Origin of the sequence: Crossiella sp. CA-258035 (genome assembly GCF_030064675.1) — a bacterium.
Classification (GTDB): domain Bacteria; phylum Actinomycetota; class Actinomycetes; order Mycobacteriales; family Pseudonocardiaceae; genus Crossiella.
This window is the reverse complement of record NZ_CP116413.1, coordinates 4,481,776-4,495,728: the sequence shown is the minus strand read 5'-3', so window position 1 is coordinate 4,495,728 and position 13,953 is coordinate 4,481,776. Positions and strand designations below refer to the sequence as shown.

10 protein-coding genes are annotated in these 13,953 nt (G+C 69.8%); 8 read left to right on the top strand and 2 right to left on the bottom strand.

The window, feature by feature from the left end; all coding sequences use genetic code 11:
- Window positions 1–10: 10 nt before the first annotated feature.
- Genes N8J89_RS20385 through N8J89_RS20370 form a run of 4 tightly spaced genes read left to right on the top strand, consistent with a single transcriptional unit; the run spans window position 11 to window position 6,000 of the window.
- A complete protein-coding gene (locus N8J89_RS20385; RefSeq protein WP_283665970.1) occupies window positions 11–772 on the top strand; it encodes an ABC transporter permease in 762 nt (253 codons plus the stop codon).
- Window positions 769–3,243 carry an excinuclease ABC subunit UvrA gene (locus N8J89_RS20380; protein ID WP_283665969.1) on the top strand — a complete coding sequence of 825 codons (2,475 nt, stop codon included), beginning with the start codon at window positions 769–771 and terminating at the stop codon, window positions 3,241–3,243. Before N8J89_RS20385 ends, N8J89_RS20380 begins: the two co-directional genes overlap by 4 nt.
- A gap of 41 nt (window positions 3,244–3,284) precedes the next feature.
- Window positions 3,285–3,995: a class I SAM-dependent methyltransferase gene (locus N8J89_RS20375; RefSeq protein WP_283665968.1), complete on the top strand. Its 711-nt coding sequence runs from the start codon at window positions 3,285–3,287 to the stop codon at window positions 3,993–3,995.
- Window positions 3,996–4,044: 49 nt separating this feature from the next.
- Window positions 4,045–6,000 carry an AfsR/SARP family transcriptional regulator gene (locus N8J89_RS20370; protein ID WP_283665967.1) on the top strand — a complete coding sequence of 652 codons (1,956 nt, stop codon included), beginning with the start codon at window positions 4,045–4,047 and terminating at the stop codon, window positions 5,998–6,000.
- Between the two features lie 7 nt (window positions 6,001–6,007).
- On the opposite strand, the gene N8J89_RS20365 is transcribed toward N8J89_RS20370, so the two are convergent.
- Entirely contained in the window at window positions 6,008–6,997 is a 990-nt protein-coding gene (locus N8J89_RS20365) for a Gfo/Idh/MocA family protein (protein WP_283665966.1), read from the bottom strand.
- Window positions 6,994–8,355, bottom strand: coding sequence for an NDP-hexose 2,3-dehydratase family protein (locus N8J89_RS20360; RefSeq protein ID WP_283665965.1), 1,362 nt, complete (start codon window positions 8,353–8,355; stop codon window positions 6,994–6,996). Before N8J89_RS20360 ends, N8J89_RS20365 begins: the two co-directional genes overlap by 4 nt.
- A gap of 269 nt (window positions 8,356–8,624) precedes the next feature.
- Between N8J89_RS20360 and N8J89_RS20355 the strand changes: the two genes are divergently transcribed.
- The 4 genes from N8J89_RS20355 (at window position 8,625) to N8J89_RS20340 (ending at window position 13,940) form a co-directional block, all read left to right on the top strand.
- Window positions 8,625–9,623: an aldo/keto reductase gene (locus tag N8J89_RS20355; RefSeq protein ID WP_283665964.1), complete on the top strand. Its 999-nt coding sequence runs from the start codon at window positions 8,625–8,627 to the stop codon at window positions 9,621–9,623.
- Entirely contained in the window at window positions 9,620–11,188 is a 1,569-nt protein-coding gene (locus tag N8J89_RS20350; RefSeq protein WP_283665963.1) for an FAD-dependent monooxygenase, read from the top strand. Before N8J89_RS20355 ends, N8J89_RS20350 begins: the two co-directional genes overlap by 4 nt.
- Entirely contained in the window at window positions 11,188–11,940 is a 753-nt protein-coding gene (locus tag N8J89_RS20345) for an SDR family NAD(P)-dependent oxidoreductase (RefSeq protein ID WP_283665962.1), read from the top strand. The genes N8J89_RS20350 and N8J89_RS20345 overlap by 1 nt, the downstream gene beginning before the upstream one ends.
- Before the next feature lie 92 nt (window positions 11,941–12,032).
- Complete coding sequence (locus N8J89_RS20340; RefSeq protein WP_283665961.1) at window positions 12,033–13,940, top strand: KedN5 family methylcobalamin-dependent radical SAM C-methyltransferase; 1,908 nt, start codon at window positions 12,033–12,035, stop codon at window positions 13,938–13,940.
- Window positions 13,941–13,953: the final 13 nt, after the last annotated feature.

Sequence of the window (13,953 nt, the reverse complement as noted above, 5' to 3'; positions counted from 1 at the left end):
AGGGAAGCCCATGCAGACCGCACGCGACGTGGCGATCCTCGCTCGCCGGCAGTTGCGAGCCACCGTGAGCTACCGGAGCGGCATCTTCGTGGGAGTGACCCAGCCGGTCCTCTTCCTCCTGCTGTTCGGCCCGATCATGAGCAGCGTCCTGGCCGCCCAGGAAGGGCACGTCTCCGCCGCCTGGAGCCTCTACGTGCCGGGCATCCTCGTCATGCTGGCCCTGTTCAGCGCCGGGTACGCGGGTTTCGCCCTCTTCGCCGACCTGCACTCCGGATACCAGGAGCGCCTGCGGGCCACGCCGGTCAGCCCGACCTCGCTGTTGCTCGGCCGGCTCGCGCACGACGTGGTCGTCCAGCTGTTCCAGGCGACGCTGCTGCTCGTCCTCGCCGCCGTCTTGTGGCTTCGCGCTCCCCTGCTCGGCATGCTCGTCCAGCTGCTCTTCGTCGCGCTGCTCACGATCGGAAGCGCCGCGCTCTCCTATGCCCTGGCGCTCAAGACAAGACACCAGTACGTTTTCGCCCCACTGATCAGTTTGGGAACTCTGCCTGTGATGCTGCTGTCCGGAATCCTGCTGCCCATGTCGCTGGCTCCACGCTGGCTCGAGGTGCTGTCCTACCTCAACCCGTTCCGCCACATCCTGGACGGGATGCGGCCGGCGCTGCGCGGCGACCTCGCCGCCGCCGAGGTCTTCATCGGCCTCGGGGTCGCCGGCGCACTGGTCGCGGTGGCGCTCGTGGTCAGCAGCCGCAGCTTCGCCCGGGAGCTCGCATGACCAGCCAGTCGCGTCCCGCAGGCGCCGCGGGCTGGATCGAGTTGACCGGCGTGCGCACGCACAACCTGGACGGCATCGACGTCCGGGTGCCCCACCACACCATCACCGCGTTCACCGGCGTCAGTGGGAGCGGCAAGAGTTCGCTGGTGATGGACACGCTGCACGCCGAGGCGCAGCTGCGCTACGTCGAGGGCTTCGACCCGTACGTGCGCAAGTTCCTCACGCCGCGTGACCGGCCGCAGATCGACCGGGTCCGCGGGCTGACCGCGACGCTCGCCGTCGACCAGCGCAACTCCAACCGCAATCCGAACTCCACGCTCGGCACGCTGACCGGTGTGGACGCCTACCTCGGCCTGGCCTTCGCCCGGCTGGCGCCGCTGGCGACCGGCAGCACGTGGACCGGGCCGCTGCATCCCGCCCAGTTCGATCCGTACACCCGCGACGGCATCTGCCACACCTGCATCGGGGCCCGCGAGGTCGTCAACGCGCGGCCCGACCTCATCGTGCCGGCACCGGGGCTGCCGCTGCTGGAAGGCGGCTCGCCCTGGTTCGGCGGGAAGCTGTCCAACGAGGCCACCTACCTGCCCTCGCTGGCCGCGCACCACGGCACGGACCTGAGCCTGCCCTGGAACGAACAGCCCGAGGCGTTCCAGCACGCGGCGCTGCACGGCACCGCGGGCGCGACCATCGAGGTCACCCTCACCGGCTCGAACAAGAAGAAGAACAGCCAGTACTCCTACAAGGCCGACCAGGCGTTGATCGGCGCGATCGCCGAGATCGAGGCCGCCTACGCCGCGGCCGCCACCGACGAGGCCAAGGAGATCTACCGCCCATTCCTGGAGCGGCAGCCCTGCCCCGGCTGCGAGGGCACCGGCCTCGGCCAGATCGCGCGCACCGTGACGTTGCGGGACAAGACATTCCGCGACGTGCTGGAGAGCGCGGTCGAAGACGTGCGGCGCTGGATCGACGAAGTCGACGCCGAACTCAACGAGCCGCAGCGGAAGGTCGGCCAGATCCTGGTGCCCGAACTGCGCGACCGGCTCGACCTGCTGATCCGCCTCGGCCTCGGGCACGTGGAGCTGTGGCGCGGCGCGCCGACGCTCTCCGGCGGCGAACTGCAGCGCGCCCGTTTGTCAGCGCAGATCAGCACCGCGCTGAGCGGCCTCACCTATGTCTTCGACGAGCCCGGCGCGGGCCTGCACCCCGCCGACAAGGACCACCTCTTCGCAATCCTGTGCGAGCTGCGCGAGGCCGGCAACACCGTGCTGATGGTGGAGCACGATCCCGACCTGGTCGCCCGCGCCGACTGGGTGATCGACCTGGGCCCCGGCGGCGGGCGTGACGGCGGCACCCTGATGGCCGCCGGGACTCCCGGCGACATCGCCGCGCATCCGGCGTCGGTGACCGGCCGGTACCTGCGCGAGCCGCACTACCGGCTGGAGCGGGCGGAGCGGCCGCCGGCCGAGGACACCGAGTGGCTGGTGCTGCACAACGCGGCCGTGCACAACGTCAGCGCGCCGGAGGTCCGGATCCCGTTGAACCGGCTCACCTGCCTGACCGGTATCAGCGGCAGCGGCAAGAGCAGCCTGCTCAACCAGGTGCTGGCCAATTCCGTCGAGTCCGCGCTGGCCGGCCGGCCGCACACCGCGGTGGAGAAGGTGTCCGGGCTGGGCGGCCTGCGCTGGGTCACCATCGTGGACCAGAGTCCCATCGGGCGCACGCCGCGGTCGAACCCGGCGACGTACACCAAGGCATTCGACCAGATCCGCGTGCTGTTCGCGGGTACGGAAGAGGCGCGGCGCCGGGGACTGGCCAATCCGTCGGTCTTCTCGTTCAACTCCACCGGTGGCCGGTGCGAGACCTGCCAGGGTCTCGGTCAGATCAAGCTCGACATGCAGTTCCTCGGCGACACGTACATCACCTGCCAAGCCTGCGACGGGCGGCGCTACACCGAAGAGGTGCTGGCGGTCACCTACCGCGGGCTCGCGATCGACGAGGTCCTCAACCTCACGGTGTCCGAGGCAGCCGGGGTGTTCGACGAGCCGGAGACGCTCGCGGCGCTGCTGGAGGCGATGGACCACATCGGCCTGGGCTACCTCACCCTCGGCGAGAGCGGCACCGCCCTGTCCGGCGGCGAGGCACAGCGGATCAAGCTCGCCAAGGCCACGCTGCGCGGCCGCCGGGGCAACGACCCCGGTTTGCTCATCCTCGACGAGCCGGTCACGGGCCTGCACCCGGACGACGCGCAGCGCCTGATGCGCACCCTGGACCGGTTGCTGGAGCGTGGCCAGACCGTGGTCATCGCCGAGCACGACATCCACTCCGCGGCCTGCGCCGACTGGATCATCGACATGGGACCGGGGGCCGGACGGGCCGGCGGCCAGATCATCAACGCGGGCACGCCCGCGCACGTCGCGTCCGGTGGCGGGCCCACCGCGCCGTTCCTGCGGCGGCTCGTGCACCAAGGTTAGGCATCTTCCGCAGACCACACCGACCAGCACTGGGGGGCACCGTGCTTTTTGGAAAGGACCACGCCCGGATCTACGACCTCGTCTACAGCGGACGCGGCAAGGACTACGCGTCGGAGGCCAAGGAACTCGCCGCGCTGGTGCGCGCGCGCAAGCCTGGCGCGGCGACGCTGCTCGACGTCGCCTGCGGCACCGGCGAGCACCTCGCCTCACTCCGGGAACTCTTCGCGCACGTCGAAGGCGCGGACCTGGCGCCGGCGATGGTGGACGTCGCCAGGTCGAAACTGCCCGGCGTCACCGTGCACCTCGCCGACATGAGCGACTTCGCGCTCGGCCGGACCTACGACGTGGTCACGTGCCTCTACAGCGGCATCGCCTACCTGCAGGCCCCGCAGCTCGCCTCGGCAGTCTCCTGCATGGCCGCCCACCTGGCGCCCGGCGGAGTTCTGGTGGTTGAGCCGTGGTGGCTACCGGAGAAGGCGACCGAGGGCCAGGTGGTCGGCGACGTCATCCGGGACGACTCCACCGTGATCGCCCGGGTCTCGCACGGCCGGCAACGCGACGGCGCCCATCACCTGCAGTGCCACTTCCTGGTCGCGGACGAGGACGGCATCCGGCACTTCACCGACACCCAGGTGCTGCACTTCTTCCCGCGGGAGTTGTACCTGGACGCCTTCACCCGCGCTGGGCTGACCGTCGACTACCTCGACGGCGGCCCGTCCGGCCGCGGGCTCTACGTCGGCATCAAACCCTGACCGTCACGCACGATTGGAAAGCACATCTAACAGCATCACTGGGGGACGCATGGACTTTCGAGTGCTCGGGCCTTTAGAAATCGTCTACTGCGGACGGAACATCATTCCGACGGCAGCCAAACCACGGCAGGTCGCCTCGCTGCTCACGCTCCGGCGCAACGCGCTGGTCCAGACCGGTGAGCTCATCGACGAGCTGTGGGAGGACAACCCGCCGTCCAGCGCGATGACCACCCTGCAGACCTACATCTACAAGCTGCGCCGGATCCTCGCCGAGTGCGAGGCGGGCGACATCCTCAGCACCTGGCCGGGCGGCTACAAGTTGTTCGTCCCGGACGAGGCCCTTGACCTGCACCGCTTCGAGGCCGACGCCAGCCGGGGCAAGGAACTGCTCGATCAGGGTGACGCCGCGAACGCGTCGAAGTTCCTCGAGCAGGCGCTGAGCGTCTGGCGCGGTCCCGCCCTGGTCGACGTGGCGCGCGGCACGCTGCTCTCCTCCTACGCGACCGGGCTGGAGGAGCAGCGTGCGCGCACTCTGGAGCTGCGCATCCGGGCCGACTTCGCGCTCGGGCGCTACCGCGAGACGATCGGTGAGCTCAAGTCGCTCGTGCAGACCCACCTGCTGGACGAACAACTGCACGCGGCGCTGATGACCGCGCTCTACCACTCGGGCCGACGGCACGAGGCGCTGGAGCTGTACCAGTTGCACCGTGGCAACGTGATCAAGGAGCTGGGCCTGGAGCCGGGCCGGGAGATTCAGCGGCTGCACCAGTCGATGCTCTCCGACACCTCGATCGAGTCGCCGTTCGCCCTGCAGCCAGCCGCCCCGCTCGAGATCGGTGGCGTCGCGCCAATGCAAACGGTTGCCCAGGAGGAACCGCGGGCGGCGGTGACCGCCGAGGCCGCGCTCTGGCCTGGGCAGCCCGCGCAGCTTCCGCCCGCCATCGCGGAGTTCACCGGCCGAACGGCCATCCGCGATGAGATAGAAGCCGAGTTCACCTGCCCCGCCAAGAACGCGACGCCGGTCGCCGTGATCTCGGGGATGCCGGGGGTGGGCAAGACCGCGCTGGCGATACACATCGCGCACCGGCTGCGGACTCGCTTCCCTGACGGCCAGCTCTACGCCGATCTCAACGGTCGCGCCGGCACCCGCAGAGACGTCGCCGAGCTCGCCCACGGCCTGCTCACCGCCATGGGGGTCACCCGCCACCAGATGCCGGACACCGCGGAGGAGCGCGGGAAGCTGTTCCGCTCCATCACGGCAGGACGCCGCATCCTGCTGCTGCTCGACAACGTCCCGCCGGTCGACCTCAGCGCGGTGCTGCCCGGTGACCCGCAGTGCGGGGTGATAGTCACCAGCCGCTCAAGACTGTTCGGCCTGGCCGGATCGCGGCGGGTCGATCTGGAGGTGCTCAGCCGCGGTGAGGCCCTCGACTTGCTCATCCAGCTGGTGGGTCGATCCCGGATCGACACCGAGGAACAGGCGGCTGCCGACCTGATCGAGTCCGAGTTCTGCCGGCACCCGCTCGCCCTTCGCTGCATAGGCAGCAGGCTGGTGGCGAACCCGACGCTGTCGCTGCGCGGCGTCGCCAAGCAGATCAGCCGGCCGGCTCACCTGTTCGACGAGCTGCCGTTCGAGGGACTCGACATCCGTGCCCGGTTCGACTCCAGCTATCGAGCGATGGACCGGGAGACGCAGGGCATCTTCCGGTTGCTCGCGATGTTCCCGGCGGGCCGCTTCCCCGCTGAGGCCGCGGCCGATCTCCTCGGCCGGGATCTCGGCTCGGTGAAGCGGGCGCTCGCGTACCTGGAGGACCATCACCTGTTGCGGATGTTCTACGAAGAGGACGGGAACGCCCAGTTCGCCTTCCCGGAGCTCGTGTGGTGCTACGCCCGCGAGAAGCTGGACGGCATGCTGCAGCTGTGCCATCAGGGCACTCGGCTGCGCGTCTTCGGCGGCGCGGAGGACACCGCCTGGCTCCCGGCCGGCTGCGCCGGCGCGGCCTGACACCAGGTCAGGGAACAGGGGTTGCCGTCCGGGCCGCGGCCCGGACGGACTCGACGAGACCGGCGAGGGTGGTCATCAGGTCGCCGTCACCACCCGGGCCGGCCTCGTCGCCCACCGCGGCGGCGAACGCGCGCAGGCTCTCGGCGAACTGGTCCTCGGCCGGGAGGGTCAGCTCCTCCAACCGGTCCTGCCGCTGGATGCGCACCACCGGGCGCAGCCAGTCCGGCGAGGTGAACGCGCGGTCGACTGACAACCGGCCGGCGGATCCCCACACGGCGTACCGGCACCGGTAGGAGCGCTCGAACCCGAAGGTGAGGTGCGCGGTGACGTCCTGCGGGGAGGTGAGCAGCACACTCCCGGAGACCTCCACCCGGTACGCCGGGTCGAACCGCAGGCTGGCGCCGCGCACCTCGAGATCCGGGCCGAGGAACATCATCGCGGCCCGCAACGGGTAGACGCCCATGTCCAGCAGCGCCCCGCCGCCGAGGTCCTCGCGGTACCGGAAGTCCTCCGGCGCGCGCGGTGGGACGCCGAACTCACTGGTCACCGAGCGCAGGTCGCCGATGGCGCCCTCGGCGATCAGCCGCCGCACGAACGCGTGCTGGGAATGGTGCAGGAACGCGAAGTTCTCCATCAGCACCAGCCCTCGTCGCCGCGCGGCCAGTACCAGCTCCTCCGCCGCGTCACGTCCGGTCGTCAGCGGCTTCTCCACCAGCACGTGCTTCCCCGCGGCCAGCGCGCGGGCCACCCACTCGCCGTGCAGGCCGATCGGGAGCGGCACATAGACCGCGTCCACGTCCGCACGCTCGAGGATCCGCTCGTAACCGACCACCGGATCGCCGCCGAACCGGCCGGCGAACAGCGCGGCGCGTTCCCGGTCGCGGCTGCCCACCGCGACGAGCGCGACCTGCGGCACGGCGGCCATCGCGGGCAGCGTGCGGCGCCACGCGATGTCCGCGCAGCCCATGACCCCGATCCGGAGCGGCGTCTGGCTCATCGCGCGAGCCCGCCCCACAGCGCGTGCAGGCAGGCCAGCACTGTGCGGGCCTGCATGTTGAGGTAGTAGCTGTGCCGGATCAGCTCGGTGAGCTGTCCCAGCGTGACCCACCGGTACGGCCCGACCACGTCGACCGGCACGTCGTCGCCGGTGTCGACCACCATGTAGCGGTTGACGGCGTGCAGGAACCGGCCACCCTCCTCGGACAGCCGTGTCTCGTAGACCACTCGTGCGGGATCGATGGCGAGCACGTAGTCGAGGTAACGCGGCTGCCGGTCCGCGCTCAACCCGCGGTAGCTGTCGGAAACCCCCTGGACCGTGGGCGCGAGCTCCACCATGTCCACCAGTCCCGGTTCCGTCTTGGCGTGCAGCAGCACGTGCGTGACTCCGCCGATGTCCCGGACCAAGAACGCGACGACGCCTTCCGCGACCGGTTGCAGCAGCGGCTGCGTCCACCGGCTCACCTCCCGGCTGTTCGCCGTGATCTCGACCGCCTCGACGCTGAAATGCCGGCCCTCCTCGTGCGTGATCGCGCCCGGGCCCCGCCGCCAGCCGGCCACGTCGGCCAGGTTGATCGGGCTGCGCAGGATGCTCTGCCGGGTCTTCATGTCGCGGAGCCAGCTGTCGATCTCGTCCAGTGTGTGCACGCCCTCGCTCGGCCGCATGGACCGGGACAGGCCGTCGCCGAGCGCGCCGGTGCCGTCCTCCGCCGCAGGGCCGGTGAACGGTATGCAGGCCAGCACCGACCGGGCGTCCATGTTCACCACGTTGTCCCGGCCGAGCAGCTGCTGGATCTGGCCGAGGGTCAGCCAGCAGAAGTCCTCGTGGCCAGGCAGGTCCTCGAAGACCTCCACGATCATGTTGCGGTTGCGCTTGCACCAGTACCAGGCGCCCTGCTCGGACTGGAGGACGTCGACGAGCACCCGCGCGCGGCCGGAGGCGGTCATCTGGACGAAGCACTCGAGGTAACGCACGGGCGAACCGCGGTGGACGCCGCTGTAGTTGCTGTAGGTCGCCTGCACGGTGGGCGATATCTGCACGCCGTTGACGTTCCCCGGCTCCGTCTTCGCCTGCACGAGAAAGTGCAGGATGCCGCCGAAGTCGCGTGCGACCAGCCCCAGGATCCCGATCTCCGGCTGGTTGATGATGGGCTGGGACCATTCGATGAACGGCTCGAACTGGGTCTGCACGCACAGCCCGGAAATCGTGAAGAAGCGTCCGCTCGCGTGCACCAGGTTTCCGGTGCCCTCTTCGAAACCCCACTTGTCCATATCCCTGAAGAGAATGTTCTTCACTTCGATGCGCTGCGCCTGGGAGCGGTCGGCGAACCACGCGGCGAACCTCTCGTTGCGCGTCACGGCGCTCTCGGTGGTCAGAGCGGAGCTCGTGAATCGGCGCGCGGCGTCCGCGCCTGCGGCGCCGAGCTGCGTCGGTGCGACTCGAAGGTTGGTCATGTCGCTCCTCAACTGGCGGTCTGCTGCCGTCAGATCGTCCTCTATCCAGCTCGAAGTCGGCTCGACGGTGGCGGGGCGAACCGGTGCTGGTTCTTCGTTCTCGGCTCGAGCTGGTCTTGAGAGGCCTTGAATACGGTCCGCTGTGCTACCGATGCATTCCTTGGGAGAGGCACATGGAATATCGCAAGGTGGGCGCGAGCGGGTTGTCCGTCAGCGAGATCATCTACGGAAATCTCCGCTACCCGGGAGATGCGGACGAGGCCGAGCTGGTGGCGCACGCGCGGGCTGCGCTGGACGCGGGTGTCACCACGTTCGACACCGCCGACATCTACGGCCTCTTCGCGTGCGAGTCCGCGCTCGGCGTCGCCTTGGAGAACGTTCCGCGGGACAGCGTGGAGATCATCACCAAGGTCGGTTTCCCGATCCGCTACGAGCCGAACGGCAGGGGGCTCTCCCGCAAGCACGTCCTCGAGGCGGTCGAGGGCTCACTGCGGCGGCTGCGCACCGACCACATCGACGTCTACATCGCGCATCGGTACGACGAGGAAACGCCGCTCGAGGAGACGATGCTGACCTTCTCGGACCTGGTGCGCGCCGGCAAGATCCGGTACATGGGCATCTCCGAGTGGGAGATCCCGCAGATCAGGCGCGCCGTCGAGCTCGCCAGGGAGCTCCGTGTCCCGCTGATCGCCAACAGCGTCCGCTACTCCATGGTGTGGCGGGTGGCCGAGCCGGAGGTCTTCCCCGCCTGCGCGGAGCTGGGCATCGGCATCCTGCCCTACTTCGCGCTCGAGCAGGGCGTGCTCACCGGCAAGTACGCCGTTGGCGCGCCACCACCGGCAGGCTCCCGCGCCACGGACATGAAGGGCGGCCGGGCGCCGGTCATGCAGCGGATGCTCTCCGACGAGGTGCTCTCCCGCGTGCAGCAGCTGAACCCGCTGGCCGAGGAGCTGGAGCTGACCACCGCTCAGCTCGCCATCGCCTGGGCGTTGCGCGACCGGGCGGTCAGCGGCCTGGTGCTGGGCGCGTCGCGTCCGGAGCAGTTCGCGCAGAACGCCGCGGCGGCCGGGGTGACGCTGGAAACCGAGGTCATCAAGCGCATCGACGAGATCCTGGAGCCCGTCGTCCTCTGGACCGACCCCGATCTCGCGGACCAGGAGGGCGGGCGATGACGGACGTCCTGGTGGTGGGTGCCGGCCCGGTCGGCCTCACCCTGACCCACGAGCTGCTGCGGCGGGGCGTGCGGGTGCGGCTGATCGACTCCGCGGACGGGCCGTCCGTCACCAGCCGCGCCCTGGCCACGCACGCGCGATCGCTGGAGATCTACGACCAGATGGGGATCGTGGACCGCGTTCTCGCGCGAGGCCGGCGGGTGCAGCACTTCACCATGCACCAGCGCGGCCGCCGGCTGGTGCGCTTCGGGCCGGACTACTCCGAGCTCCCGACCCGGTTCCCGTTCACCCTCGTCATCGACCAGGCCCTGACCGAGGAGGTGCTGCGTGAGGCGGTGGAGGGCCTCGGCACGGCCGTCGAGTGGGGCGTGCGCCTGGAGGATCTGCGGCAGAACGACACGGAGGCGATCGCCACGCTGCGTCGCGCCGACGGCTCCTCCGAGCAGGTGCGGACGCCGTGGCTGGTCGGCTGCGACGGCGGCCACAGCACCGTCCGCAAGCGGCTCGAACTGCCGCTGATCGGCGACTCCAGCGAGCGGTGGCTGATCGCCGACGCCTCGGTCGAGGTGGACCTGCCCACGGACAGCCTGCACCTGATGCACCTCAAGGGCGGGACGATCATGCTCGTGCCGTTCCCGCAGGAGGGGCGGTGGCGGCTGCTGGACACGGTCGACGTCAGCTACGACGGCGACAAGGAGGCGCTGGCCGCACGCTTCGCCGACAAGATCAGGACAGGGTGCGGCCTGCCCGCCACGGTCCGCGACCTCACCTGGGTCTCCGTCTTCGACATCCAGCAGCGCATGATCCCCCGGATGCGCGACGGCCGGTGCTTCGTCGCCGGCGACGCCGCGCACGTGCACAGCCCCGCCTCCGGCCAAGGCCTCAACACCGGCGTCCAGGACGCGTTCAACCTGGCCTGGAAGCTGGCCATGGTCGTCCGCGGGCACGCCCGTGACCCGCTGCTCGACAGTTTCTCCGCCGAGCGTGTCCCGGTGGGACGGGCGCTCCTCGACACGACGAAGACCGCGACCCGGATGGTGGCGCTCAAGAGCGCCGTTCAGGGCGTGGCGCTGCCGATCGCCTTCGCGGTCATCCGCAACACACCACCGCTCAAGGGCAAGATCGAGCGCAAGATCATGCGCGGCATGACCGCCCTCGCCCTGCGCTACGACGACAGTCCGCTCACCCACGCCGGCACGGATCCGGCGGCGCGGGGGCCACGACCCGGTGGACGCGTCACCGAAGTCACCGAGGCTGACGCCGCGCAGCCTGGCTGGTCCGCTCTCCTGGCGCAGCTGCGCGACGGCCGCTGGACCCTGGCGGTGACCGCGGACGCGGACCGGCACCTCGTGTCCGCCGTGGGGAAGGAACACGCGGACTGGCTGTCGCCGCACGTCGTGGACGAGGTGGTCCGCCGCGGCCTCGGTCTGGCCAGTCAGGGATGGCTGCTCGTGCGTCCCGACGGCTACGTCTCCGACCGTGGCGAACGCCTCGACCCGGCCGCCCTCACCGCGGCGTTCGCGCGGTTGCACCTGTCGGCCGCGCTCACCGATCCGGTGCGCTGATGGACCTCGGCCTGGCAGACAAGACCGTGCTCGTCACCGGCGGCACCCGTGGCATCGGCCTCGCGACCGCGCGGGTGTTCGCCGCCGCAGGCGCCCGGGTCGCGATCACCTACAGATCCGACGCGATCCGGGCGAAGAACGTCGCGGAGGAGCTGGGCGGCGCGCTCGCCGTGCCGTACGAGCTGGCCGGCCTGGACGCCCCGGACCGGCTGGCCGGCGCCCTCCACGATCATTGGGGTGCCGGACCGGACGTGCTGGTCGCCAACGCGGTCCGGCTCGGGCGCCGACGCCCGCCGGACGAACGCTTCGACGAGGTGCCGATCGACGAGTGGTGGCCGGTCGTGCGGGAGAACCTCCCCGGCACGATCCGCACGGTGCAGCTCATGTCCTCGGGCATGCGACGGCGCGGCTGGGGCCGCATCGCGCTGATCTCCTCGCACCTCGCGCACCGGGGCGGACCAGGCCAGGAGGTGTACGGCGCGGTCAAGGCGGCGCTGCACGGGCTGGCCAGGAGCCTGATCTGGGACCTGTCACGCGACGGCGTCCTGGTCAACACCGTCTGCCCGGGACTGACCCTCACCGAGGGCGTCCGCGCGGACCTGCCCGAGCACGTCCGATCGGCTGCCATCCGGGAGACCCCGAGCGGGCGGCTCAGCACACCGCAGGAGGTGGCGAACGTCGTGGCATTCCTGTGCTCGGCGGCAAACGGCCATGTGAACGGCGAACTCATCACGGTTGCAGGTGGTAGATAATGCACCAGTCCCACCCCCCGAAGAACTCCCGCACTCATGCGCCCCGTGCGCCCGCGGCGTCGCCAGGGTCCGGCGGCAAGGTCCGGATCACGATGATCCAGCAGGGCGTGTGGGACATGCCGCTGGAGTCGATGCCGCTGGCGGCCGGATACATGAAGGCCATGGCGCTGACGGACCCGCGCACCGGGCCGCACGTCGACATCGACATCGTCAACTACCGCGGCGAGGTGACACTGGCCGCGATGGCCAACGACCTGCTGCGCGCCGGCCCGCCGGACATCCTCGCCTTCTCGGTGTTCGGCTGGAACTACCGGGCGTTCGGCTCGCTCGCCGAGACCTTCAAGCAGCTCAACCCGGACGGCTGGGTCGTCTTCGGCGGCACGCACGTGGCCAACCAGGCCGAGCGGACGTTCCGGATGTTCCCGGACGTCGACATCGTGGTGAACGGCGAGGGTGAGCTGACGTTCTGCGACCTGGTAGCCGCCTACCTGGACGGCGGCTCCCGTCACGACCTCGGCGCGGTGGAGGGCATCACCTACCAGGGACTCGACAACGTGCCGGTCACCACGCCGGCCCGCGAGCGAATCCAGGACCTGGACTGCATCCCCTCACCGTTCCTGACCGGGGCCATCCCGCTGCTCGACGAGGAGGGCGCCTTCCGGTACGACGTCGCGCTGATGGAGACCAACCGGGGATGTCCGTACAAGTGCTCGTTCTGCTACTGGGGCGGCGCCACCGGCCAGCGGGTGCGGGCCTTCTCCCGGGAGCGTCTGCGCGCCGAGCTCGAGCTGTTCGCCAAGCTGAAGGTGCACACGATCGTGCTGTGCGACGCGAACTTCGGCATGCTGCCGATCGACGAGGAGTTCGTCGACGACCTGCTGCGGATCCGGGAGGTGCACGGCTTTCCGCGGGCGCTGGAGACCTCATGGGCGAAGAACAAGTCGGCGGTCTTCTTCTCCATCGTGCACAAGCTCAAGCAGGCCGGCATGCGCAGTTCGTTCACCCTCGCCCTGCAGACGCTGGACGACAACGCGCTGCGGCTGATGAACCGCCGCAACATGAAGGTCAACGCCTGGGAAGAACTCGCCGAGTGGCTGGACCGGGAAGGACTCGACTCGTACGCCGAGCTCATCTGGGGCGCACCGGGGGAAACCGTGCAGGGGTTCATGGACGGCTACGACCGGCTGTCCCAGCACGTCTCGCGGATCGCGGTGTATCCACTGCTGCTGCTGCCGAACACCGAGTACGCCGAGCAGAAGGAGCTGCACGGCATCATCTCGGTGCGCGGCGACAACGACGACTTCGAGTACGTGCTGGCGCACCGCACGATGTCCTTCGCCACCAACCAGCAGATGCAGCGGTTCCTGTACTGGTCGCGGCTGCTCTGCGAGATGGCGGTCTTCCGGCACCTCTGGGTCGGGTTGCGCGAGCTGGGCGAGCTGCGGCAGTCGCAGGCACTACAGGACATCGAGCAGTGGATGTCGGCGACGACCAGTCCTGCGGCCGCGCCGCTGCGAGCCGCGTTCGACGCGGTCATCGGGGGCTCCGACGCGTACGGGCAGGCGCTGAGCTACCTCTTCGGCTCGTACGAGGCACGGCGTCTGTTCGCCCAGTGGTGGCACGAGTCCATGCGTCCCAAGCTGCCCGAGGGCATGCGCCCGGTACTCGACGAGATCATCCGCTTCGACATGCTCACGCTGCCCGTGTACCCCGGACAGGACGCCGGTGAGACGCTGCTGCTCCCCGAGGTGGAGTTGCACGGCGGTACGTACTTCACCCGGGAGAACATCCCGCTGAGCTACGACGTCCCGGAGATCATCGCGGCCCTGCGGGCCAACCGCGCGCCCGACCTCACACCGAAGCTCACGATCGTCGACCTCTACTACCGCAAGGGTTTCGAGAACTTCGCCAGCTCCACCAACCACGAGGAGATCGTGCACTTCATGGGGATGACGAGAGAGCAGCTCGACCGCGAGTCGAACCGCTCCGCGCGCGTCTGACGATCACTCCCTC